The sequence below is a fragment of the Neorhodopirellula pilleata genome, assembly GCF_007859915.1.
Taxonomy (GTDB): Bacteria; Planctomycetota; Planctomycetia; order Pirellulales; family Pirellulaceae; genus Rhodopirellula; species Rhodopirellula pilleata.
Genome location: NZ_SJPM01000012.1, coordinates 67473 through 92098, shown reverse-complemented (window position 1 = coordinate 92098; position 24626 = coordinate 67473). Strand labels below are relative to the sequence as shown.

17 protein-coding genes are annotated in these 24626 nt (G+C 56.8%); 6 read left to right on the top strand and 11 right to left on the bottom strand.

Annotated features, from left to right (window positions below):
* Window positions 1-16: 16 nt before the first annotated feature.
* Window positions 17-1597 (top strand): sulfatase, encoded by a 1581-nt coding sequence (locus Pla100_RS22800; RefSeq protein WP_146580510.1) that lies wholly within the window; start codon window positions 17-19, stop codon window positions 1595-1597.
* Window positions 1598-1603: 6 nt separating this feature from the next.
* A complete protein-coding gene (locus tag Pla100_RS22795) occupies window positions 1604-3274 on the top strand; it encodes an alpha/beta hydrolase (protein ID WP_231603401.1) in 1671 nt (556 codons plus the stop codon).
* Window positions 3275-3380: 106 nt separating this feature from the next.
* Here Pla100_RS22795 and Pla100_RS22790 read toward each other — a convergent pair whose 3' ends face one another.
* The 10 genes from Pla100_RS22790 to Pla100_RS22745 all read right to left on the bottom strand — a co-directional run bounded on the left by Pla100_RS22790 (window position 3381) and on the right by Pla100_RS22745 (window position 16844).
* Window positions 3381-3578 carry a hypothetical protein gene (locus Pla100_RS22790; protein ID WP_146580508.1) on the bottom strand — a complete coding sequence of 66 codons (198 nt, stop codon included), beginning with the start codon at window positions 3576-3578 and terminating at the stop codon, window positions 3381-3383.
* A gap of 821 nt (window positions 3579-4399) precedes the next feature.
* Window positions 4400-5533, bottom strand: coding sequence for a transposase (locus Pla100_RS22785; protein WP_146580506.1), 1134 nt, complete (start codon window positions 5531-5533; stop codon window positions 4400-4402).
* A gap of 179 nt (window positions 5534-5712) precedes the next feature.
* Complete coding sequence (locus tag Pla100_RS22780; RefSeq protein ID WP_231603400.1) at window positions 5713-7032, bottom strand: class II aldolase/adducin family protein; 1320 nt, start codon at window positions 7030-7032, stop codon at window positions 5713-5715.
* A gap of 68 nt (window positions 7033-7100) precedes the next feature.
* A complete protein-coding gene (locus Pla100_RS22775; protein WP_146580504.1) occupies window positions 7101-8132 on the bottom strand; it encodes an ABC transporter ATP-binding protein in 1032 nt (343 codons plus the stop codon).
* A complete protein-coding gene (locus tag Pla100_RS22770; protein WP_146580502.1) occupies window positions 8129-9112 on the bottom strand; it encodes an ABC transporter ATP-binding protein in 984 nt (327 codons plus the stop codon). Before Pla100_RS22770 ends, Pla100_RS22775 begins: the two co-directional genes overlap by 4 nt.
* Before the next feature lie 100 nt (window positions 9113-9212).
* Complete coding sequence (locus Pla100_RS22765) at window positions 9213-10229, bottom strand: ThuA domain-containing protein (RefSeq protein ID WP_146580500.1); 1017 nt, start codon at window positions 10227-10229, stop codon at window positions 9213-9215.
* Window positions 10230-10411: 182 nt separating this feature from the next.
* Window positions 10412-10873: a RidA family protein gene (locus Pla100_RS22760; protein ID WP_146580498.1), complete on the bottom strand. Its 462-nt coding sequence runs from the start codon at window positions 10871-10873 to the stop codon at window positions 10412-10414.
* Between the two features lie 30 nt (window positions 10874-10903).
* Entirely contained in the window at window positions 10904-11893 is a 990-nt protein-coding gene (locus Pla100_RS22755; RefSeq protein ID WP_146580496.1) for an ROK family protein, read from the bottom strand.
* Between the two features lie 95 nt (window positions 11894-11988).
* Window positions 11989-13722 (bottom strand): L-arabinonate dehydratase, encoded by a 1734-nt coding sequence (gene araD / locus Pla100_RS22750; protein WP_146580494.1) that lies wholly within the window; start codon window positions 13720-13722, stop codon window positions 11989-11991.
* Window positions 13723-13865: 143 nt separating this feature from the next.
* On the bottom strand, window positions 13866-16844 hold the full coding sequence (locus Pla100_RS22745) for an FAD-binding and (Fe-S)-binding domain-containing protein (RefSeq protein WP_146580686.1): 2979 nt from the start codon (window positions 16842-16844) through the stop codon (window positions 13866-13868).
* Window positions 16845-16921: 77 nt separating this feature from the next.
* On the opposite strand from Pla100_RS22745, the gene pgsA reads away from it, so the two are divergent.
* Genes pgsA through uvrA form a run of 3 tightly spaced genes read left to right on the top strand, consistent with a single transcriptional unit; the run spans window position 16922 to window position 21681 of the window.
* Complete coding sequence (pgsA, locus tag Pla100_RS22740) at window positions 16922-17770, top strand: CDP-diacylglycerol--glycerol-3-phosphate 3-phosphatidyltransferase (RefSeq protein WP_231603398.1); 849 nt, start codon at window positions 16922-16924, stop codon at window positions 17768-17770.
* A 1-nt stretch (window position 17771) separates the two neighbouring features.
* A complete protein-coding gene (locus tag Pla100_RS22735) occupies window positions 17772-19127 on the top strand; it encodes a CPBP family intramembrane glutamic endopeptidase (protein WP_146580492.1) in 1356 nt (451 codons plus the stop codon).
* Between the two features lie 7 nt (window positions 19128-19134).
* Complete coding sequence (gene uvrA / locus Pla100_RS22730) at window positions 19135-21681, top strand: excinuclease ABC subunit UvrA (protein WP_146580490.1); 2547 nt, start codon at window positions 19135-19137, stop codon at window positions 21679-21681.
* Between the two features lie 194 nt (window positions 21682-21875).
* Here uvrA and Pla100_RS22725 read toward each other — a convergent pair whose 3' ends face one another.
* The gene (locus tag Pla100_RS22725) at window positions 21876-23288 is read right to left on the bottom strand and encodes a S41 family peptidase (protein WP_146580488.1); all 1413 of its coding nucleotides are present in this window, start codon (window positions 23286-23288) and stop codon (window positions 21876-21878) included.
* Between the two features lie 288 nt (window positions 23289-23576).
* Here Pla100_RS22725 and Pla100_RS22720 point away from each other — a divergent pair, with 288 nt between their 5' ends.
* Entirely contained in the window at window positions 23577-24500 is a 924-nt protein-coding gene (locus Pla100_RS22720) for an alpha/beta hydrolase (protein WP_231603396.1), read from the top strand.
* Window positions 24501-24626 lie beyond the last annotated feature (126 nt).

Genomic DNA, 24626 nt, shown 5'->3' with positions numbered 1-24626 from the left:
ATCTGCTTGATGTTCTATGTTTGCACTCCGCATGTTTGTGACCGCCGCGTTCTTGGCGACGGTTCTCCCATCCAATTTGAGCGCGGAGCCGATCTCTCCATCGCGTCCGAATGTCGTCCTGATCCTCGTCGATGATCTCGGTTTGCACGACATCGGGATTGAAGGCAGTTCATATTACCGAACACCGAATATCGATCGCCTGGCCAAGAGTGGCATGAGGTTCACCGCGGGTTATGCGAATTGCCGAGTGTGCAGCCCCTCGCGGGCGAGCATCCAGTTGGGCACCTTCCCGGCCCGGCACGGCATCACCCAGTGGATCGGTGGCAAGTCGGGAATGGATTTCGATCGCGGGGAAGCCCTTTTGTCGGCCGAATACGAGCGTCAGCTTCCCGCCGAGGCGGTGACGTTGCCCGAAGCGCTCGGACAATCCGGTTACCGGACGTTCTTCGCCGGGAAATGGCACCTTGGCGGTGAGGGTTCGTTGCCGACCGACCACGGTTTTGACATCAACGTCGGCGGACATCATGCCGGCTCGCCTCCAGGTGGCTTCTTTGCACCGTATAAAAATCCCAAACTAGAGAACGGGCCCGACGGCGAATCGCTGACGATGCGATTGGCCCGCGAAACGGCAAACTTCATCGGTTCGGTCGACGATCAACCGTACTTCGCGATGTTGTCGTTTTATGCCGTCCACGCACCCTTGCAAACATCGCGAGAGCGTTGGCAAAAGTACCGCGACGCGGCTCCGCCGGCACCGGCCGATGGCAATCGTTTCAAAGTCGACCGAACGTTGCCGGTTCGGCAGATTCAAGACAATCCGGTCTACGCGGGCATGATGGAAACGCTCGACGACGCCGTGGGCCTGGTCTTGGACGCGTTGGAAACTCGAGGGGATCGCGACAATACGATCGTGATCTTTACCGGCGACAACGGGGGCGTCTCGTCGGGTGACGGGTTCGCGACGAGCAACCTACCACTGCGTGGCGGCAAAGGAAGGCAATGGGAAGGCGGCATCCGCGAACCTTATTACATTTGCTATCCCAAACAAGTTTCCGCCGGGGCCACTTCGGATGTTCCCGTTACCGGTTCGGACCTTTATCCAACCATCCTGGACTTGGCCGGATTGCCGTTGCGCCCCGAACAACACCTCGATGGCGTTTCGCTCGCCAAGGTCCTCCAAGGCGAGGTCGACGAATCAGTTCAAGATCGGGCTTTGATCTGGCACTACCCCCATTACGATAACCAAGGTGGTGAACCGTCCTCGCTGATCCGGCGCGGTGATTACAAGTTGATTCATTACCATCTCGATGGACATGACGAACTCTACCATCTGCCCAGCGACGTGTCGGAATCAACCGATCTCGCCGCCAAGCATCCCGAAGTGGTGGCGTCATTGAAAGCCGAATTGATGGCATATCTGAAATCGGTTGACGCAAAGTTTCCCGAACCGGACCCACGTTACGATCCCGATCAAGCAGCCAAACGGATGGCTCAAATACAAGGGCCCGGCAAAGAACGTCTGGAATCGAGTCATGCCCGCATTCTGCAACCCGATTGGCAACCCAATGCCGACTGGTGGGGCAGCACCGTTGATTGAGCAATCTTGAATAGTAAGAAAATTGCCGACTCGATGATTCAATACGGACGATCTTTTTCGTTCGTCGGGCTCGTCGTCGGCATGTTCTTCTTTGCCGCGTCGGTGACGCCGTCGTTGTTACCCCGGCACTTCGTCACCCAAGGCTTGCTGTCCGGATTCGCGATCGCGGCGGGATATGCCGTTGGGTTTGCGGCGGTCGGTGTCTATCTTTTGGCCGGATTTCGACAGCCGCCGCCGAAAATTCAAACCATATCGCGGTGGACCAGCGGCGTGATCGTGGCGATCACCTTCATGGCATTCTTGTGGCGAATGACGTTTTGGCAAAACTCCATCCGCGAATTGATGGAAATGCCCGACCTGGAAACCGCTTACCCATTTCGTGTTGCGTTGATCGCGATCCTATGGGCGGGACTGTTGATCGCCGCGGCGAGATGGTTTCTGGTCGCGTGCCAATGGGTTTCGGCAAAGCTCGAGCGATTCTTCCCGCGACGTTTTTCCATTGCCCTCGGCTTTTCGTTAGTTGCCTTCACGGCCATGGTTTTTGCGAACGATGTCGTGGTCCGCTCACTATTGGATGCCGCCGATTCGTTCTTCGCCCAAGCCGATGAATTGGTTGACGACGGCATGGATCCACCCGCCGACTCGAGCATGTGCGGTAGTGACGCGTCGCTGGTCTCCTGGGAAACGATTGGTTACCAGGGCAAGTCGTTCTTGACGACGGGACCAACGTCGGAAGCGGTCAGTCAGTTCTGGGGCAAGCCGACTCCGCCGGCGGTTCGTGTTTATGTCGGCATGCGTTCAAGGCCCACGATGCGAGAACGTGCCGAACTTGCTCTCGAGGAACTCAAACGAGCTGGCGGATTTGACAAATCCGTGTTGGTCGTCGCGACCCCGACGGGCACCGGTTGGTTGGACCCATCGGCGGTCGACCCGCTGGAATACCTTCATGGCGGCGACTGTGCGATCGTCAGCATGCAGTACTCCTATTTGCCTTCGTGGATCACCATCGTCGTCGATCCCCGTCGCAGCATCGAGTCCGGTTTGGCATTGTTCGACGCGGTCTATGACTACTGGAAGACCTTGCCTGCGTCGGATCGGCCGAGGTTGTACTTGCACGGCTTAAGTTTGGGTTCGTTGGGGTCGGAACGGTCGGCCGATCTGTTCAAGATATTTGAGGACCCGATCCACGGGTCGGTTTGGTCGGGGCCGCCGTTTCCCAGTCAAAAATGGCGATCGGCGATCGCCAGTCGCAATCCGGACAGTCCGAGTTGGTTACCCACTTTTCGTGACGGACGCCTGCTGCGATTCACCGGCGAATCGAACTCGCTCGAACCGGACCGGCCATGGGGACCGATGCGCAATGTGTATATTCAACATGCGAGCGATCCGATGGTTTGGTTCTCGCCGGATCTAGCCTGGACGCGTCCGGATTGGTTGAACGACCCGCGAGGCCCCGATGTTTCGCCCCACTTGCGTTGGTATCCGATTGTGACGTTCCTGCAAGCGGCCTTTGACATCCCGATGGCGACGACGGTACCAATCGGCTTCGGGCACAACTACGCACCGGCAAGCTACATCCACGCTTGGATCGCCGTGACACAACCGAAAGATTGGACGAACGAGATGACGACCCGGCTTCAGAGCGACTTCCAAGCCAGAGCGACACCCAAGCCATAGCCAATTGGGGCTGTGTGGCGTGCTTGTTGACGACCTTAGGTTGATTCTTTCGGATTCAAATTGCTAACCGTGGTTCCTAAGGTGGCCGTTATGAAAGAACGTTCGGTTATCGCTTCTCCAAGAGCAGAATTTCATGCTCCTGCTGGTCAATCCAAGCGTACCACCGAAGTCGCCCTGTTTCTCGCCAACCCGGTCGAGGACCGATCGACATGGCAACCTTTGCAAAGCTCGTCCACCATGCCTTGGTCCCCCCCGGACGCATTTGAGTATCAACGTCCTCGAGGCTACGAAACCAAGCGTTCATGTCTCGCCCTCCATCAATGTCGTGCGGGATGTAGCCTTCATCGAGCCACGCTTCGTATTGCTGCCACCTCCGAGCATTGAAGGTCAAAAAATCTCTCACTAGAACGACAGAGAAAGACAACTCGAGTATTAGCAAAAAACAAGTTGCCGCGATGGCAAATGGAGGTCGATGCGGTGCAGTAGCCAATAACGCTGGCGGTGATCTTGAAACCTCACTCGCACTTGGTCGCAGTAGCGATTCTGCAAGGCTTACCAAAACAAGTGGAAGCAGCGGCATCCAGTATCGATCGAGTACTCCAGTACGTACCGTGAGAATGACAAACAAGAACGGGATGCTAGAAATCCATATGCCGCATTGGATTGCGATTCGCTTCGCTGCTTCAGTCGGTTCGCGGGCTTTCCGAACGTTTTCAAAGCCATCAACAATTTGGTAAGCGATCAATCCAAAACTGAATATCGAAATCGCAGAAATGCATTGCCATACCGATGCAGGCCAATCGACTCCTCCCATATCCGCCCACCTTTCTGGCATTTCAAAATCGCTCAGGAAAATGGGGCCTAAGTGTGTGTTTTGAATAAATGACCCTGTTGCGCTGGTGATTACCGCGCGTCCCTTCGTGGCCACTAGACCTCAATCAAGCGAAGCTTGATTTGCGATTTATTTAGAAAACTCGAAAACCCTCGGCGTTTTACGCGTGTATTGCAGGTTACTAAGACTTCAATCCACGCACGCAAACGAGGGTTTCGAGTGAATCGCTTTGAGCGTGGCGGTTGCGGCAGAACGCGACCAATTGCATCAAAGCAGCCACAGACACTGTAATTTCAAGCGGCGAGTCGATACAAGCTCGTTCTTGATACGCATTCCGCTTGGGTGATCTCGATCTGCCAACGAACGCTGTACAACTCCAACACCTCGCTCACACTCAGCCAAACCGCGTTGGTCATCAGGATCTTCACGTCGCCAGGGGTCGCCTTCGCTAGGTCTGGTTTCATTGTCGAAAAAACGATCTGTACGTCGCCAACGCTTCGCACTTGCCGTCTTTCCTGATGAGCGTAGTAAACGCGTGGTTTCATTTTCGGCCCAACACGCCACTTAGAAAGTCGCCGGTAATCAGCGTACTTGCCCGTGGACGCTCGAAGCCTGATGGTCTTCAGCGACAGACTCGTCCAATCCTTCAGTCGAGATCGCAACTTGGCACGCTGCCCAGTCGGTCCTTCGTAAACCCGCTCGGGGTTGGCTGGGAAAACCCAGGTGTATCCTTTATCCTCGCACGCTTTTTCAACGACTTCCGATTCGTAGGCGGTGTCGCCTAGCACGACGACTTCAGCGTCATCATCCAGCGGCAGCGTGCGAACCATTTCCGCAGCCGCCTCGGCTGTGGTCATATGCTCGATGCCATGTTCTTGGCAGTATTCTTTGGTTCGGTGAGGGATCTGCATCGGGATTCGGATTCCCGAGGGAGTGATCAGCAATCCGAACGTGAAGCTGTGGACGTTCTTGCGAACGACCTTCTTCTTGTTGTAGCGAAAGCCTTTCTTGATTTTGCGTCGAGTTCGATTGCCAGTGCTAAACGTATTTTGCGTTTTCTTACCGGCTTGGCTGACCAACGTGGCATCAATGAGGAACAGGAACTTGCCGCGTTTCTTTTCTTTGGCCAGCAACATTCGCATCAATGGCTCGTTGAAGTCGTGCTTCTGCCAACGCGGCCGAGCCAAAAATCGCGTCAGTTCGCCCCGGTGAATGGGTTCGGCGGCGATCGCACCAGCAGCGGCACTGCAACTCATCCGTCCACGATGCATGATGAAGGCCAGGACGATTCGCAGCATCATCGCCTGGGCCAGCGGTTTGAGCCCGGTGTGGCTGAGGAAGGTCTTGAGTTTAGGGGCGACTTCGGCGACGATGATCATCGGTGGGGCCTTCAACGTGAAGGGTGAAAACAACAAACAACTCGTCATGGGCTGGCCCCGCCATTTTTGCAATACCAATCTGGCTGCTCACTCACAAAAAGCGCAACTTCAAAATGCGTGAGCGAGGGATACCTACAAAGGACTTAATGGTGATGAATCCCTCGCTCACGCTTCGGGTTACGATTAAATCAACAGGCCCTCGCGCGTCGGGCTTGTATCAATGGCCCTTACTTCAAACCAAACGCATCTTTGAGCTCATTGATGACCTTATCCGGCATCGCCGACAGAGGACCGATCGCCCGTGATTGGACCAGCGCCTCGGCCGTGGATTCAAAAACTTCTAAACGGTCGAACGTTTCTAAAATCGTACCACCGGTAATCAACACGCCATCATTGTCGAGGACCGCCGTGGGAGTTGAGTCCGCGATGTGATCGGCAATGGTTCCGTCGTTTTGATACTGAACGCCATACGGGATCCGCAACACATCTCGCAAGAACACATAGCTTTCAGGGATCATCTTTGAATCAAACACGGCGTCGGTGACGCTGAACGCTGTCGCCGCGACTGGATGCGCAAACGCGATTGCTTTGACGTTGGGATGCTTGCGATAGATCGCCTGATGAGCGAACACCGCTCGGCTGGCTTTCTTTCCGGCTTCCCGTTTCCCGCCGCTGACAAAAACCAAATCTCCGATTTGCAACGTTTCACGGTCGCGTTGTGTCGGCGTGATCAAGAAAGAATCGTCACTCACCCGCGCCGAAAAGCTTCCTTCGGTACTGATCAACAATCCTTGCCGACAACCACGTCTGACGAACTCGCAAAGTTGCCGCCGCAACTCATTTTCGGCGGGTGTGGGTGTGTTGTGATCCATCGACTCCAAGTCGACGCTTCGATCGCGGGCCATCTGCAGTTGAGACTCATCGAGATACTTGATGTCTCCGATTTGACGACCGCGAATGATCGTCTTGGCGGCGAACTCGAATGCTTCGAAACGTTCGAACGCTTGCGATAAGGAATCTCCGCCCACGACGACGCCGTGATTCTCCAAGATCACGCTATCGCATTTCGCCGCAAATTGCTCCGCGATACTCTCTCCGAGACGCTCGCTACCGGGCAACGCGTAAGGCGCGAATCCTGTTTGACCACACACCGCGTGAGCTTGATGAAAAATGCGGGTGTCGGGTGTTTGGCCACAAATACTGAACGCCACCAAAGCCACCGGGTGCGCATGAACAACCGACTTGATGTCCGGACGGACCTCGTAGATCGCTTTGTGAAACGGATACTCGGAAGACGGCTTGTGTTTACCGTCGACCGTGCCGTCGGCGTGAACGCAAACGATGTCGTCTCGTTTCAAACTCCCTTTGTCGATCCGCGCCGGCGTGATCCAAACATCTCCGTTGTCGTCTCGAATGGACAGATTGCCGCCTGACGTGGTGGTCATGCGGGAGCGATAAATTCGCGCCATCGTCTGCATGATCTCATCGCGTGGGTGCAACCAAGGGTAACGACTGGAAGTCTTCTCAGGCGCTGCGGACACGTTCATGATTTTGGATTGTAGAGCGAGGACGGGTGGGGAAATTTCAAACGGTCGCGGTCAAGCAATCTTGGTAACTACAAGTCTTCGCGGACCCAACACGCCGCCGCATGGGACTTGGCGGGCAGCGGCGGTCGATCGTGGTCACATCGTTCAACTCTCACCGGGCACCGATCCGCGAACGCACATCCTGGGTAAAACCGATCCGGCGAGGGTACTTCGCCCTGCAACACGATCCGCGATTTGGACGACGCGATCTCCGGGTCCGGAACCGGAACGGCTGACAACAATGCCTCCGTATACGGATGCTTGGGCGCGACGTAGAGCTCTTCCGATTTTGCCAACTCGACCAATCGGCCGAGATACATCACACCGACTCGGTTGGCGATGTGCCGAACGACGGCGAGGTCGTGAGCTATGAACAGGTAGGCGAGACCCAGCTTTTGTTGCAGGTCCATCAGCAAGTTAATGATCTGGGCCTGGATCGAAACATCCAACGCCGAGACCGGCTCGTCACAAAGGATCAACTCGGGTTCGACGGCGAGCGCCCGAGCGATCCCGATTCGTTGTCGTTGCCCGCCGCTGAACTCGTGTGGGTAACGATTCAGGTATCGCGGATTCAATCCGACCAATTCCATTAACCGCATGACTTCCAACTTGCGATCGCGTCCTCTGGCGAGCGAATGAACGACCAACGGCTCGCCGATGATCCCGCCGACCGTCATCCGCGGGTTCAACGAAGCAAACGGATCCTGAAACACCATCTGCACCCGCCGCCGGTACGGCAACATCGACGCATCGGACATTCCGGCGATCGATTTTCCGTCCAAAAGCACATCGCCCGAGGTCGGGCGCACGAGGTTGATAATCGCCCTCGCAGTAGTCGACTTGCCACATCCGGACTCACCGACCAAACCAAGTGTTTCGCCTTTGGCGATGTCGAACGAAATCCCGTCGACGGCGCGAATCACACCCTTTTCAGGAGAAAACAACGAACCTCGATGGAACGGAAAATGGACTTTCAAATCACGCACCGATAGAAGCGGCGATCCTCCGTTCGTGTTCGATTCGGTAGCGTCGTTCGTTTGCGTCGCGACGTTAGAATTCACTGGGGCATCTCCGCATGGCAGGCCGCAAGATGTTCTTCATTGCCGTGTCGTGGCGTCAGAATCGGATCATCACTGATACAGCGTTCAAAGGCGTGCGGGCAACGATCCCGGAACGAACAGCCTTGTAATTCAAGCGACATGTCCGGCGGTTGGCCGGGAATCGCGTGCAGCGGTTCGTCGCGATTCGATTCGACGTTGGGGAGCGAACCGAGCAAACCGATCGTGTAGGGATGTTGTGGCGATGCGAACAACGGACGCACGTGAGATTCCTCGACGATCCGTCCGGCGTACATCACCATCACGCGGTCAGCGACACCGGCGACCACTCCCAAATCGTGGGTGATTAAGACGATCGCGGTGCCTTTGCGTTCCTGTAAGTCGGCCAGCAAGTCCATGATCTGGGCTTGGATGGTCACATCAAGAGCCGTGGTGGGTTCGTCGGCGATCAACAATTCAGGCTCGCATGAAAGTGCCATCGCGATCATCACTCGTTGACGCATTCCGCCGCTGAATTGATGCGGATAGTCTCGCAATCGCTGCTCCGGCGCGGTGATGCCGACCAATCCCAACATCTCGATCGCGCGGCGACGGGCGTCGTGTTTGGTGAGTCCGAGGTGCAGCCGAGTCATCTCGGTAAGCTGTTGCTCGATCGTCATCAACGGGTTGAGCGCCGTCATCGGGTCTTGAAAAATCATCGCGATGTGGCGCCCGCGAATCGTCTGCATCTCACGCTCGTTCAGCTGAAGCAAATCGCGACCATCGAACATCGCCGTGCCAGCCTCGATGATGCCCGGCGGTTTGGGGACCAGCCCCATCATCGCCAAATTCGTCACGCTCTTTCCGCTGCCGCTTTCCCCGACGATCGCGACGGTTTCTCCCGCAGCGACGTCGAACGAAACGCCACGGACCGCACGGACGAAACCGTCGTCGGTCTTGAAGCTGACGTGCAAATCGTCAACGGCGAGAATGCGGGCGTCCATGGGGTTCAACTGCGGTGCCGGGTGATGAATTGCCTCATTGCGAATCAGCGTCCTGTTATACTCCAACCGTTCCAGTGAATTAACCCGGCCATCAAACCGACTAATCGGTCAGTCCGACTGACGCAAATTCGCGTCGACTGGCTTCGGTCGCCTTGGGGAAGTCGTTTGGTATTTCATTGATCGTAACATCGCCGGTGGCAGCCCATTCGGTGCCGCGAACCAGCGCCGTGATAAAACCGACGCATTCCATGGATCTGTCGTCGTGCCCCATCGGAGTATGGAATACTCGCCCTTTGCCATAATCGATCGTCATCAGCATCGGTTCGTGTCGATCGGTGCCTTTGTACTTCGGATCAGAGTAAGCGGTCGCCAAGATCGTCATATTTGTCGCCGGACCACGCAATTTTTGATAAAGCTCGTCGGTTCCGTGCATCCACATCCGCGGCAAACCCCGCGTAATCGGGTGATCGGGCGTGCGAATGATGATCGGGTATTCGTGTTGCGGCCCGTGGTCGCCACCTCCGCCTGGTGATTCATCGCGGACGGTTTCGCCATCGTTGTTGAGGTACACGTAGGGACCGGATTTCTCGTTGCGTCCGTCCCAACCTCCCAAGCCGATCATCTGATTGAACTCACGCCAATCGCCGAACGAATTATCGGCCGCATGGACGATCACCAATCCGCCGCCTCCAGCAACATAATCGATGAAATCACGCTTCGTCGACTCCGGCCAAGCGGCCGTCTGCCAGCCGAAGTTGCTGATGACGACGTCATAGTTCGCGAACGCCGGATGAAAGTCCGGATCACTCTTTGGTTTGGGAAGGTCCTCGTAGACTATTGCGTCATTGAGTGGATACTGCTTGACCAGGTCACCGCCCTTCCAGGTAAACCGCGTTCGCTCGATGTCGACAACAAAGCGGCCGGTTCGTTCCAGATACCGCTTGATCATCATCGTCGTCTTGGGCCATGCGTTGTGGTTATTCTGCCCGTCGATGATCAAGGCTTTCAACTTTGATTTCGACGGCGCGTCATCACCCAGGAGTGGTTGGTTAGGATTCGCGGCGAACCAAGTTGCCGCAACGACAACGACACAGAGGCAAACAAGATTTCGGGTCATGGTGATTATGGTGGGGGCTTGAAGTGGGGAACTGAGGAGCTATTGCTTCAATCATAACCCGACGCTTGACGAAGCGTTGATTTTGTCTGCATCGTAACCCGCTGCGTAAGCGAGGGATGAGTCAATATCAATTATCCCTCGCTCACGCTTCGGGTTACGATGTAAACTAAATCAACAGCCCGCTAGCCCTTGACTTCAAAGATCGCTTCGATTTCGACGGCAATCCCGCCGGGCAAGGCATTTGTGCCGATGGCGCTGCGAGCGGCCACCCCGGCGTCTTCACCAAAAACGTCTCGGAACAGTTCGCTGCAACCGTTGATGACGGCCGGTTGAGCGTCGAACGATTCCGTGCATCGGACGAGGCCGAGCAGTTTAATCAAACGTTCGACACGATCGAGCGAACCGAGATGCTCGCGAAGCGTGGCAAGCATCGCCAATCCGGTCTGGCGTGCGGCGGCGTAGCCCGCTTCGACGTCCATGTCCTCGCCCAAGCGTCCGGTGATCAACGTCTTGTCCGACTTCAACGGCCCGTGACCGGACAGATAAACCAGGTTACCGACTTGGACAATCGGCTTGTAAACCCCGACCGGTTTGGGGGCCGGCGGCAATTCGAGATTGAGCGTGGTGATTTTTTGGTCGTGCATAGCGAGTAGCGAGTAGCGAGTAAAACTTGACTAAGTTTGGTCGGTGGGGGGTGGGGCGGGGCATTGGGCTTTGGCCCAGGCGGCTGCGCCCATGGCTCCGGCGTCGTCTCCGAGTTTGGCGGCGACGACCTTGAAACGATCTTTGTAGACCGGCATGCAATGATCCTGGGCGGTCTTGGAGACCCGTTTGATGATCATGTCTTCCATCGCTTCGACCAACCCGCCTCCCAGGATGATCGTATCGGGACAAAGCATATGGACGACATTGACGACGCCGTATCCGATCACGGTGGAGGCTTCGTCGATTAACTTTTCGATTTCCTTGTCGCCCGCTTTGATCGCGTCCGCCAACGCACCACTGCGTATTTCGGACAGATCCGTTCCGACACTTTTCAGGAGGGCGGGAGCTTCTCCGCGGTACGCCAACTTGGCGGCGTCGGCCGCGATCGTCAATCGGCTCGCTTCGGACTCGAGCGTGCCCGGCAGCGTTCCGCCGGAACTTTTCACCCCGCTGCTGACGCGGGTATGGCCGATCTCCATGCAGGAGATTCCTGCCCCCTGCAATATCTTTCCTTCGTAAACACAACCGCCACCGATTCCGGTTCCGGGAAAAATGCCGACGGCACAGCGACTGCCTTGGGCGGCACCGAACAAATATTCGCCGTAGACTCCCGCATCGACATCGTTAAGAACAACGACGGGGCAGTCGAATTGTTTCTCAAGGGCTTTCTTGACGTCAACATCGTCCCAGCCGAGATTGGGGGTCATCAACAAACGACCCTTCTCCAAGTCGATCGGGCCGGGGCATCCGATGCCAATGCCTGCGATCCGATCGAGCGTCAGTTCGTTCTCTTCGAGCAACCGTGTGATCGTCGAACCGATCCGCTCGATGCCGTTGTCAGACCCTTCACGCCCCCGCGTTTTCCGACGTCGGCGGGCAATCACCTGCATCGAGTCGTCAAAGGCGATGGCGTACATCTTGGTGCCGCCGAGATCAAAACCTATCCAAATATCTTTCAAAACAAACCTCGATGGGAAGGACTCGTTGCCGAACAGGCGTCGACGATAAACCAAGATCAGAATCGTAAGGGCATGATACTTCAACCCCGCTTGCGTTAGTGAATTGCCGGGTCCTGTCCGGGTGAACGCCCGGTGAGAAAGTCAAAATCGCAGCCTTGATCGGCCTGCGTGACGTGATTGGCAAACAATTTCAAGTACCCCCGCTCCGCCAACGCCGGCGGCTTAGGGCTGATCGCCCGTCGACGCTCAATTTCCGCGTCGTCGACGTGCCAATGAATCGTTCGTTCGGGAAGATTGATCTCGATATCATCGCCGGTCTGGACCAGCGACAACGGGCCTCCGGCGGCGCTTTCCGGGGAAATGTGCAAGACGCAGGTTCCGTAACTCGTTCCGCTCATCCTCGCGTCGCTCAGCCGAACCATGTCCGTGACCCCAGCCCGCAAAAGTTTCTTGGGAATCGGCAACATACCCCATTCGGGAAACCCTGGGGCTCCCAAAGGCCCGGCGCTACGCAGCAACAACACGCTGTTTTCGTCCACCTCCAACGCGTCGTCGTTGATTCGCGCTTTCATATCGGGATAGTCCTCGAAAACGACCGCCTTGCCACGGTGATGCATCAATTTCTTGCTCGCCGCGATCGATTTAATGACGCAACCGTTTGGCGCCAAATTACCTCGCAACAAGCATACCCCGCCGGCCGGCGCGACCGGATTGTCCCGAGGCCGAATGACCTCGTCGTTGATCACTTCGGCACCCGCAATCTGTTCGCCCAACGTTCGGCCTGAAACCGTTTTCGCGTTCAGATGCAACAGTTCTTCGATCCGCACCAGCAGTGCCGACAGACCGCCGGCTTCGAAAAAGTCCTGCATCAGAAAACGCCCGCTCGGACGCAAATCACCGATCACCGGCGTGGTCCGCGACAGCTCATCGAATCGTTGCAATGTCAACTCATGTTCCATCCGGCCGGCAATCGCGATCAGGTGGACGATCGCGTTGGTGCTACCGCCGATCGCGAGCGAGGTGGTCAATCCGTTGTCGATCGATTGCGTGGTCATGAAGTTCGACGGTCGAAAATTCTCCCAAGCCATCTCGACGGCCCGCCGGCCTGTGGCGACGGCCAAGCGTGAATGCTCGGCGACAACGGCTGGAATCGTCGCCGCGCCCGGCAACGTCCAGCCCATCGCTTCGGCGACGCACGCCATCGTGCTGGCCGTGCCCATCGTCATGCAGGTCCCCGCCGACGAGGCAATGCAGTTTTCGATTTGATTCCAATCCCGGTCGCACAGATTTCCGGCTAAACGTTGATCCCAATACTTCCATGCGTCACTACCACTGCCGAGCGTTTGATCTTTCCATCGTGCTCGCAACATCGGACCGGCCGGCATGAAGATACTGGGGATGTCCGCGCTGATCGCCCCCATGATCATGGCGGGAACAGTCTTGTCGCATCCGCCCATCAAGACGGCCGCATCGATCGGATGGCACCGTAATACTTCTTCGACTTCCATCGCCAAGAGGTTGCGATACAACATCGTGGTGGGTTTCATCATCATTTCACCAAGCGACATCACCGGCACCTCAACCGGGAAACCGCCGGACTGCAAAATGCCACGTCGGACTTCGTCAGCTCGATTGCGAAAATGCGAGTGACACGTATTCAGTTCGCTCCACGTGTTCAAGATCGCGACGATCGGGCGACCTTGATAGTCGATGTCGTCAAACCCCATCCCCTTGAGCCGCGAACGATGCCCGAATGATCGCAAATCATCCTTGCCAAACCATTGATGAGATCGCAAAAGGGTCGGGTCACGTTCAGGCAGCGGTGACATGGTGTGTCCGGCAAAGATGGCAGTTTCGAAGATGAATCGGGATGAATATCTACTATCACCGTTGCCAACTCAAGGACATTGGTGGCTGGGGTGTTGTGGGAGGGGGCTTGAATGCCGGGTCTTCGCTATCGCTGCGACCCAGCCTACGGGATCATCGCGGCGTACAGGATTTCGGCGGGGTGTTGGGCTCGGCGGGAGGTTCCGTCGTGAATTTGGTGCCGGCACGACGTGCCCGCTGCCGCGATCAAGTCTGTTTCGCCGGCGGTACGGACGGCCGGGAACAGCACCAACTCCCCGATCTGCATCGACAAGTCGTAGTGCTCCGTTTCGTAACCAAACGAACCGGCCATCCCACAACATCCGCTGCGGATCGTGGTGGCTTCGTAGTTCCTCGGCAACGACAGGCATCGCTGAGTGAAACCGACATCGCTGAGTGCTTTCTGGTGACAGTGGCCGTGAATCCACACTCGAGCCGGATCATCCTTGAAGTCGTCTTGGACAATCCGTCCGGCATCGATCTCGCCGGCAAACCATTCTTCGAACGTCAAGCAATTCTTGCTCAACTCGCGGGCTTCTTCGGCCAAGTCGTCGCCGACCAAATCCGGATACTCGTCTCGGAAACTCAAGATCGCCGACGGTTCGATCCCGACCAAGGGGGTGGTCTCGCATACCAAATCTTTTAACTTGATCACGTTGCGACGTGCGATCTCGCGGGCTTCGCGCAACAAACCCTTGGACAATCGACTGCGACCGCTTTCTTCGTGGGGTGGAATGGTAACGTCATAACCAAGACCGTTGAGCAATCGCACCACCGATCGCCCGATCTCCGGTTCGTTGTACTGGGTAAACTCGTCGGCGAATAAATAGACGCCACGACCTTGAATGCGTTCCAAATTGGCCCGTGGCTTTTCACGTTCAAACCAAGCGGTTAGGGTTTGCGTCGCGACCGGCGGAATGGATCGATCGGGGTGAAATCCGATCATTCGGTTCAGGATTCGGCGAAGCGTGGAATTTCCGGTCATCCAGTTTGAAAGCCACGCGGCGCGGCCCGCGAACCGCTGGCTACGGACATAATCAGCGATCAAACGCGTGCGCCGGGGAACTCCGTTGGCATCGTAATAGTGCTGCAAGAATTCGGCTTTCAATTTACCCATGTCGACCGTCGAGGGGCACTCGGATTTGCAACCCTTGCACGACAGACACAAGTCCATTACCTCGAGGATCTCTTCGTTGTCGAACGGGTTCGCGTCGGTCGAGTGTGTCAGGATCTGACGCAGTGTATTGGCTCGCGCCCGCGTGGTGTCTTTCTCGTTGCGAGTCGCCATGTAACTGGGACACATCACCCCGCCGGACAGATGAGTCTTACGACAATCCCCGCTGCCGTTGCACATCTCGGCGGCGCGAAGGATGCCTTGAGTGTCGGAAAAGTTGAACACGGTTTCGATATCACGTTCGGTAACGGAATCGGGATACCGCAGTTGATGATTCATTTGTGGGGTATCGACGATTTTGTTCGGGTTGAAAACACCGTTAGGGTCCCAAGTTCGCTTGAACTCGCGGACCAATTCGTAGTTCGCTGTACCGATCATCTGTTCCAAAAACTCGCCCCGCAAACGACCGTCGCCGTGTTCGCCCGATAGCGATCCTCGGTATTTCTTGACGAGCGTGGCGATCGTCTGAGCGACTTCGCGGAACAAACGCTTGCCGTCGTCGGTTTTCAGATTGATCACCGGACGCAAATGGATTTCACCTGAACCGGCATGGGCGTAGTGGATGCATTGCAGTCCAAATCGCTCACCGAGGATTTGATTGAACTCGGCGATGTAGGCGGGCAGATCTTGCACATCGACGGCGGTGTCTTCGATGACCGGAACGGTCTTCTCGTCGCCGGGGATGTTCCCCAACAGCCCCAAGCCGGCTTTGCGAAGATCCCAGACGCGGTCACCCTGGTCGCCGAACAATACCGGGTACGCGTATCCCAATCCGGCTTCCCGCATCCGGGCTTCAGTGATCGCATGAACGCGACGAACTTCCTCTTCGGTTTCACCGCGGACTTCGGTCACAAGAATCGCTTTCGGGACGCCTTGGATGAAAAACCGGTTTTTGCGATGTTCGATGCTGCGTTCGGTGCATTCCAAAATCACGTCGTCGATCAGTTCGCACGCATAAACATCCTGTTGCACCGCGAGCAGGGTCGCGTTGAGTGCGTCGGGAATACTATCGAAGTGGGCGCATTGCAGACCCAGTACCGGTGGCGGCAGAGGCAGCACGTTCAACTTGATTTCGGTTACGAACATCAACGTCCCTTCGCTGCCGGCGATCAAACGCCCGAAGTTAAACGGAAGCTCGCTGTCGGCCGTCAAGCCTGCCGCGTCCATCAACAGGTCCAGAGCATAGCCCGTATTGCGTCGGTGGATCGACGGCTTGGGAAACTCGCGGGTGATCTCGTCGCGGACCGCTGGGTCGCTCAATCGCTCGCGGGCGTGACGGTATAACCTGGTTTCCAAACAATCGCCTTGCTCGCACTTGGCGTGGAACTGTTCGGCGGTCACCGGGCCGAAGACAACCATCGATCCATCGGAAAGGAAGCCGCGGACTTCGACAAGATGGTCGCGTGTGCTGCCATATCGGATCGAGTTGGAACCGCACGAGTTGTTGCCAACCATGCCGCCGATCATCGCGCGATTTTGGGTCGACGTTTCGGGGCCGAACAACAACCCGTGAGGCTTGAGCGCTTGGTTGAGTTCGTTGCGAATGACGCCCGGTTGAACACGAACGGTGCGATGCGATTCGTCGATCTCCAAGATTTGATTGAAATACTTCGAGACGTCGACGACGATGCCCGAACCGACGACCTGTCCGGCGAGCGATGTGCCGGCGGTTCGCGGGATCAAGCCGACGTGGTGTTCGTTGGCGAAGCGAATCAATAAGGACAGATCGTCTTCGCAACGCGGGATGGCAACGGCCAACGGCATCTCTTGATACGCCGACGCGTCGGTTGCGTAAATCCGCCGCATCAAGTCGCCCGTGTGAAGTTCACCACGCATCTGACCGACCAGGTTGGCCAGATCGATCGGCGTGGGAGGTGCGGGGATTGTGCCATTTGCGGCGAAGGAGGTCATGGACAAGAAGTGGTTTTGGGAACGATAGTGGCAAAAGGAAGTCGGATTATAGCGAACTGCTTTGTGCTAAAATGCTGGTGTCTTGTTCCAACGTTAAGTTCGGGTTGGCATATCGTGGCACGGCGGTCCCCGCCGTGTTTCACGGTGGGGACCACCGTGCCACGATGACATTAACCGACCGACGGGAGGGTAATTCAACCGAGTCGGGACCTGCGGTTTCTGGCAATAGCTTGGCGTTGACGCGTTCGTCCGATAAGTTGTGCGGTTTGATTGCTGTTATTGGTCGAAACCGCTTCGGACCCCGCATGGAAACCCCCTCGATTTATAACGTTCCCAACGCGTTGACGACGGTCCGGTTCGGACTCGCGATCGCGGTCGTCGTCTTGATCCCACTGGGGGAGTTCGGAGCAGCCTTGGCGACGTTCCTGATCGCCGTTTCGACCGATTGGATGGACGGCTATTGGGCTCGCAAATACGGACAAGTTACGAAATTAGGCCGTATTTTTGATCCCTTTGTCGACAAGATCATCATTTGTGGCACGTTCATCGCGTTGGTCGAAGTGGACGCGAGTCCGATCGCGTCTTGGATGGCGACGATCGTCGTCGCCCGCGAACTGCTGGTTACGAGTTTGCGTGGAATCATCGAAGGCGGCGGGGGGGATTTTTCCGCCAGTTGGTTGGGAAAGTGGAAAATGGTCGTCCAGTGCGCCGCGATCGTGGCTGTTTTGCTGATGTACGTCTTGACGCCGGTTCCCGGTTGGTTGCCCGGCACGACGACGGTCTTGGTTTGGGCGGCAATCGGAATCACGGTTTATTCTGGCGTCGACTACACCCTCATCGCTGCCCGCGTGATGCAAGCCTCGCCGGTCTCGCCGACCTCGAGCCCCGCCGATTCGCCCGTACCCTCTCCCGCTCCGAAAGACTGACTTGATGCCACCGCTGACGACGACTGGTGAAGATTCGCTAACGATTGAAGCGGTCGGCCCGGTTGCGATCGATCCCGAGCCCGGTCTCGCCCAGGGAATTTTGGCTACGCTCTCGTTGCTGATTCTGGTCGCGTTTATCAGTTCACTGTTTAAATGGATTTCTTTGATCCGTCAGGGAAAACGGCCTTTCGGGTCACAACCGCTTCTCGAAGTCGTGTCGCGTCCGCGGCCGTATTGGAACGCGGTTCATTTCATCATGTTCTACGGTTTCGTGATCCTGTTCAGCGTCGCGATGACGGGGATCGCCGGAATGATGGGCTACGTCGATCTGAGCGAACTAACCGGTGGCGAAACCGCAGCGGCTGATCCAAGCTCCGAGGGCGAGTCCAACATGGTTGTTGTCGAACTAGCCGCCGATGATGGCGTCGTCGAACCCAAAGCCCCCACGTCTCCGCCGGATCCGGCAGCCGATGAAATCGCGGACGCCGTCGAACTGATTCCCGAAGACGTGATCCCTTCCGCAGGCGACGGTTCACAGATCACCGTTCCCCAATTGTTGATCAGTTCGTTCGCGATGTTGTCGGCGACCTTGGCAACGATCTTCGTCTTGCGTTTGCGTCGTCCCGAAATCTTGCGATTGCCGGGTCAAGAAGTCGTCGGCCATGAGCAACCCCGGTTCGGTTTTGTGCCCGATCGCAATATGATTCGCTTAGGCTTGATCGGCGCCTGGTTGATCCTGCCGCCGACGATGTTGCTGATGGGTGCGGTTTCGGTACTGCAGGAATACTCGCACCCGGTGCTAGACGCGTTGCAACCGACCGAAGCCGACGGGCCGCCCAATTATGCTGTCTTTGCCGCGTTGTTTTTCACAACCGCGATCGTCACGCCGATGGTTGAGGAGTTTTGGTTTCGCGGGTTATTGCAGGGCGGATTGCAACGCCTCGCCGACGCTCGAACGGACGCGATCAACTGGGGTTTGGTGCGAATCAATCCACCAGTCGCCCCCATGCAACCGACCGCAACCCAACATGGTACGGATGACCGCAATCCCTACCAGTCACCGCCCGCTTCGACGGACGATTTCATCGCCGCAAGTCCGTCGGAGATGCAAGCGATCGCTGATCCGGCGACCCGTGCGGACTGGACACCAACGGCGGTGTGGCCGTTGATCGTGGCGAGTCTGCTGTTCGCGTTGATGCACTGGGGGCAGGGGCTCGCACCGATTCCGCTGTTTTTCCTGTCACTGGGCCTTGGTTATCTCTATCGCCAAACCGGTTCACTCGTGCCGCCGATCGTCGTTCACTTTGTACTCAACGGATTCACGATGAGCGCCACGTTTCTGGAGATGATGCAGTGATCGATCGATGGAATCCGAGCCGATTACCAAGTTGAGTACGCCGATTCAAATTCGCGGTGCCCGCGTTCACAATCTGAAGAATCTGAGCGTGGACATTCCTCGCAACGCGATCACCGTCATCACCGGTGTTTCGGGCAGCGGCAAAAGCTCGTTGGCATTCGATACGTTGTTTGCCGAAGGCCAGCGTCAATATATTGACACCATGTCGACCTACGCGCGGCAATACCTCGATTCGATTCCGCGTCCCGATGTTGACTGGATCGACGGCTTGGCACCTACGTTATCGATCGATCAGAAGAGCGGCACGCAATCCGCTCGCAGTACCGTAGCGACCGTTACGGAAATCTACGACTACTTAAGATTGCTCTACGCCCGTGTGGGAACGCCGCACTGCACCCAATGCGGCAGTCCGATCAGCACACAAACGGTCGACGCAATCGTCGCCGCATTGTCCGCCTACCCCGAGCGAACCAAGCTGACGTTGATGAGCCCGATGGTTCGGGGACGCAAAGGAACGCACGTCGAGGTTTTCGAAAAGATTGCGGCGCAGGGATTGGTGCGCGTTCGCGTGGACGGCGAAGTGTATTTGCTCGAAGACGTCCCGCCGTTGGCCGTTCGCAAGAACCACACGATTGAAGCGGTGGTCGATCGATTGGTGTTGAAAGACGGCATCGAGTCTCGGCTGGACGAATCGACACGGTTGGCGATCCGGTTGTCGGGCGGAATGTGCGCAGCGGTGATCGCGCCGCCCGACGCGGACGAACACAGCAAACTGTTCAGCACGGCGATGGCGTGTGCCGAATGCGGCGAAAGTTTCGAAGAGTTGGAACCGCGAACATTCAGTTTCAACAGTCCCTACGGTGCCTGTCCGACCTGCGAAGGACTTGGCACGGTCGCCGCACCGACCGCCGATCACGAATCGGCTCGGCAAACCTGTCCGGACTGTGAAGGCGGTCGTTTACGGCTTCAGGCCCTCGCGGTCACGATCGCCGAACGTTCCATTGCCGACGTCGTCGCATTGCCGCTCGCCGAAGCCCAGGACTGGATGTCCCAGATCGCCGGACCTCTGTCGGAACTTCATCGCCGGGTTGCCACGCCGATCGTTGACGAAATGATCCGGCGCATCGACTTCCTACGACGCGTCGGTGTGGATTACCTGACGCTTTCCCGGACCGCCGATACGCTCAGCGGTGGCGAGTTGCAACGGATTCGACTGGCAACCTGCATCGGTAGCGGCTTGGTCAGCGTGTGCTACGTGCTCGACGAACCTTCGATCGGTTTGCATCCGGCCGACCACGATCGACTATTGGCCGCGATCGCGGAACTGAAATCGCAAGGCAATACGATCGTGATCGTCGAACACGACGAAGACACCATGCGGGCGGCCGATTACTTGATCGACATCGGCCCCGGTGCGGGTATTCACGGCGGCGAACTGGTCAGCCAGGGAACGCCCGACGAAGTCGCCGCTGATCCGAACAGCCCGACGGGACGGTTCTTGTCGTCACATCATCGGATCGGATTGGACCGCCCCCGACGCGAACCTGTTCGCGGTCAAAAGCTACGACTGACGGGCGCGTCGTTGCACAACCTTCAAAACGTGAACCTGGAGTTGCCGCTGGGTCTGTTGATCGGTATCAGCGGTGTGTCGGGCAGCGGTAAGAGTTCGTTGATCGTCGACACGCTCTACCCGGCCTTGGCACACGAACTGGGTCTAGTCGCCGACACGCCTGGCCCGTTCAAAAAACTCACCGGCGCTGACAAGCTCGATAAATTGATCCCCATCGATCAATCGCCGATCGGCCGCACGACTCGATCTTGTCCGGCGACTTACGCAGGCGTATTGGACCCGATCCGCAATGTCTTCGCCGCCACGCGAGCGGCCAAGACACTCGGATTCAAATCGGCGCGTTTCAGTTTCAACTCGCCCTCGGGCCGTTGCGACGTTTGCAAGGGCAACGGGTTTGAACGGATCGAAATGAATTTTCTCAGCGATCTGTTGATCGAATGCTCCCGATGCGGTGGCAAACGCTTCAATCGCCAAACCCTGCAGGTTCGTTTCAAAGGAGCCACGATCGCCGACGTGCTGGCGATGACGATCGAGGAAGCTCAAACGTTTTTCGAGAACGTCCCCAAGGTTCATCACCTGCTCACTTCGCTCGTCGACGTTGGATTGGGCTACGTGACGCTGGGTCAATCGAGCACCACGTTAAGCGGTGGCGAAGCCCAACGGATCAAACTGGCGACCGAGTTGGCTCGGCCTGGAACGGGCAAGACGCTGTACTTACTCGATGAACCCACCACCGGATTGCATTTCGCCGACGTGCAACGGTTGCTCGTGGTGTTGGACCGATTGGTCGACGCGGGCAACACGGTTGTTGTGATCGAACATCATACTGACCTTCTCGCGTCGTGCGATTGGTTGATCGATCTCGGCCCCCGAGGCGGCAGCGGCGGCGGGCGAATCGTCGCTCAGGGATCTCCGGAAGATATCAGCGGATGCCAGGAATCATTAACCGGAGAATTCTTTCGCCGCCGCGGGATCAAACCGTGAGGAATCCCAACGGTCCGTTGCAGCCTCATACGAGTGCTTCGTCCACATTTGACTATAGTGTCAGCAACGTGGCTCGACGGTCCTCCGTCGAGAATCACGGTGGGGACCACCGTGCCACGTTTTAAGCCAACCTTCATTTTTTATTTTGACGAAGCACTAGGTGGCGAAACTCGCCAAGAGTTTCGCAAACATACCTATGCCGCTTGTTGCGATTGCTGAGTCGTCAACATTCGCTCGACGACGCGTTTGAGTGGTTCGTCGAGTTCCCAGATGGTGGCGTCGTCGGCGATCGGGACGTCTTCGTCGATCGGAATCGTTGGAACAACTTCATCTTCGGCTGGAATACCGTCTTCGGTAGGAACAGCGTCCACATCGGGGACCGGGTTGGTGGTTTGTTGCAACGCCTCACGATCGATTCCCTTGAGCGATGGAAACGACGCTTCCTGACGTAGGATCATCAAGCGTCGTAGTTGGGGGAGGTCCAGCTCGACGGCCAAGCCCTCATCAGGTGTCACGCCCCAAACGTCGTCTTCGCCGTCGTCTTTGCCGCGGTGGATATTTTGGTCGCTCGGTCGATAGTATTTTGCCACCGTCAAGCGCAGCGCACTGCGACCGTATTCCAACGGTAAAATGTTCTGGACGGTGCCTTTGCCGAAACTGCGGGTGCCGCCGATGATCGCCCGACCGGCGTCTTGCAATGCCGCCGCCACGATTTCACTGGCGCTGGCCGAATCCTGATCAATCAAGATCGCCATCGGCTTATCGGAATCGACCAACACGCCTTCGGTTGCGACGGCTTGCTCTTCCAAGACGCCACCGCGAGTTTTTGTCGAAACGATCTTGCCGCTATTTAAGAACATGTCGGCGACATCCACTGCTGCGGTCAACAAGCCGCCTCCGTTGCCGCGCAGATCCAGTACGAGTGCATCGAATTGGTTATCCAAATCGATCAGGACGCTGCGAAGTTCGTTGACGGTTTTGTCACCGAAGCTCGTCATCTTGATGTAAGCGACGTTAGGATTCGATTCCAAACGGTAGACCCAACTGCTGTTCTCATCACGGTGGTCGCCGATTACTGATTCGATCTCGATACGATCGCGTTGCACGGCGGTGTCGATGCTCTCATCGCCGCGTTTCAGATCCAGCTTCACCGTAGTGCCGATCGGACCTCGCAATCGAGAGCTGACGTCGCGAATGTCCATCGTCGAGACGTCTTCTCCGTCGACGTTGAGAATCGCATCCCCGGGCAGGATTCCTGCACGCAGCGCCGGTGATCCGACCAACGGTGTGATGACTCGAACCGGTTCATCCGGGTTGGGCTGATCGACGTAAATGCCGATGCCGGCAAACTCTTGCTGGATCGAGTCCTGGAAGGTTTGGTAATCTTGCGGCGGAATGTATTCGCTGTGCTGGTCGAGGTTCGAAGTCATCCCGTTCATCGCCGCAATCATCAAGTCGCGACTTTCGACCGGTTCGACATAAAACCGATCGATCATCTCCATCGCTTCCCCCACCATCATGGCGGTCTTGGTGCGGCGGTGTAGCAAATGACAGGCGGTCGAGACGACCAACGCGATACAAACGATGGTCAGGTTTCGCGGTAGCATGAGAATCAAGACGGTAGAAAAGTGGAATCAGCGATTCAGATCGAAAAGTGGTGAGATTGGATTGTCGGTCGTCGACAGCCATGACGCAAGCGAATGAGCCTGCAAAGCGTCCGAGGATCGGTTAAAATGGCCAAGATCGGTTGGGACGCACGTTCGCCCGTCGAACCGATTTGCCTTTGGGCGTTCCCCGTTTCTCGAACACGATCCCCACTCGTCAGTATGCTATACCGAAATCACCTTCTTGGGTTTTCCGCTTCGATGTTGACTCAACCGATGTTTGCTCGTTCCATGTTTTTTCGATTAATCGTGGTTGCCGTGTTCGCATCAATCGGATGGGCTTCGGTCGCATCGACGGCATTGGCCCAACCTCCGGGAGTTCGCAAACCGGCCGAGGATCCGGCGTTGACGCCACGCCGTGAAGTGTTGACCACCAAAGACAAAGTCAAAATCAACGCGTTTTATTTTCCTTCCAAAGAGGGCAAGAAAGCGGTCCCGGTGATCGTGGTTCATGAATGGAAGGGCCAAGCCGGACCCTACATGAAGTTATTCTTGGCGTTGCGTGAATCCGGATTCGCCGTCGTTGCGTTGGAATACCGTGGGCATGGGACCAGCAAAACCTACACGGACGAGCGAGGTACCGAACAGGACTTCAATATCGCCACGATGGGGCGGCGCGACGTCGAAGCGATCATTCGGTACGACATCGAGGAAGTGAAGCAGTTCCTGAAAGCCGAAAACAACGCCGGCCGATTGAATCTCAATGCTTTGTCACTCGTTGGCATCGGCGAGGGCGCGATCATGGCTGGCTATTGGGCGTCGGTTGATTGGAAGATCCCCAGCGTCGGACGCATGAAACAGGGGCAAGATGTCAAGGCACTCGTTTACGTCTCGCCGGAAAAAAACCTCAACGGGATGGCGATGGTCACGCCGATGCAGGATCCCAACTTGGTTCGGTTGCCGACCTTGATCCTTGCCGGAAAGGCAAGCCCCCAAGGCCGGGAGGCTGAAAAAATCGGCAGCCGCCTCGAAACCGTCAAGAAAAAGCTCAACCGGGGTGTGGCGACAGGATACGAGCTATTCTTGCCATCGACGAACCTCAGCGGAGCCGCGTTGATCAACGACGAACCCACCGCGATTCCGAAGATCGTTACGTTTCTGAAAGAAAACGTCGACGTTAGCGATTCCGCCAACGAGTGGATCGACCGCCCGTAACTCCGGTCTTCCGCCGTAGGCTGGGTCGCAGCCGCTTCGGCGGAGACCCGGCATTCCTCGTTTTCAAGCCAGCTTTTCCACACTTGGTTGCTGGGTGTTTGTCGTCAAAGCCCTCCTCGACCCAGC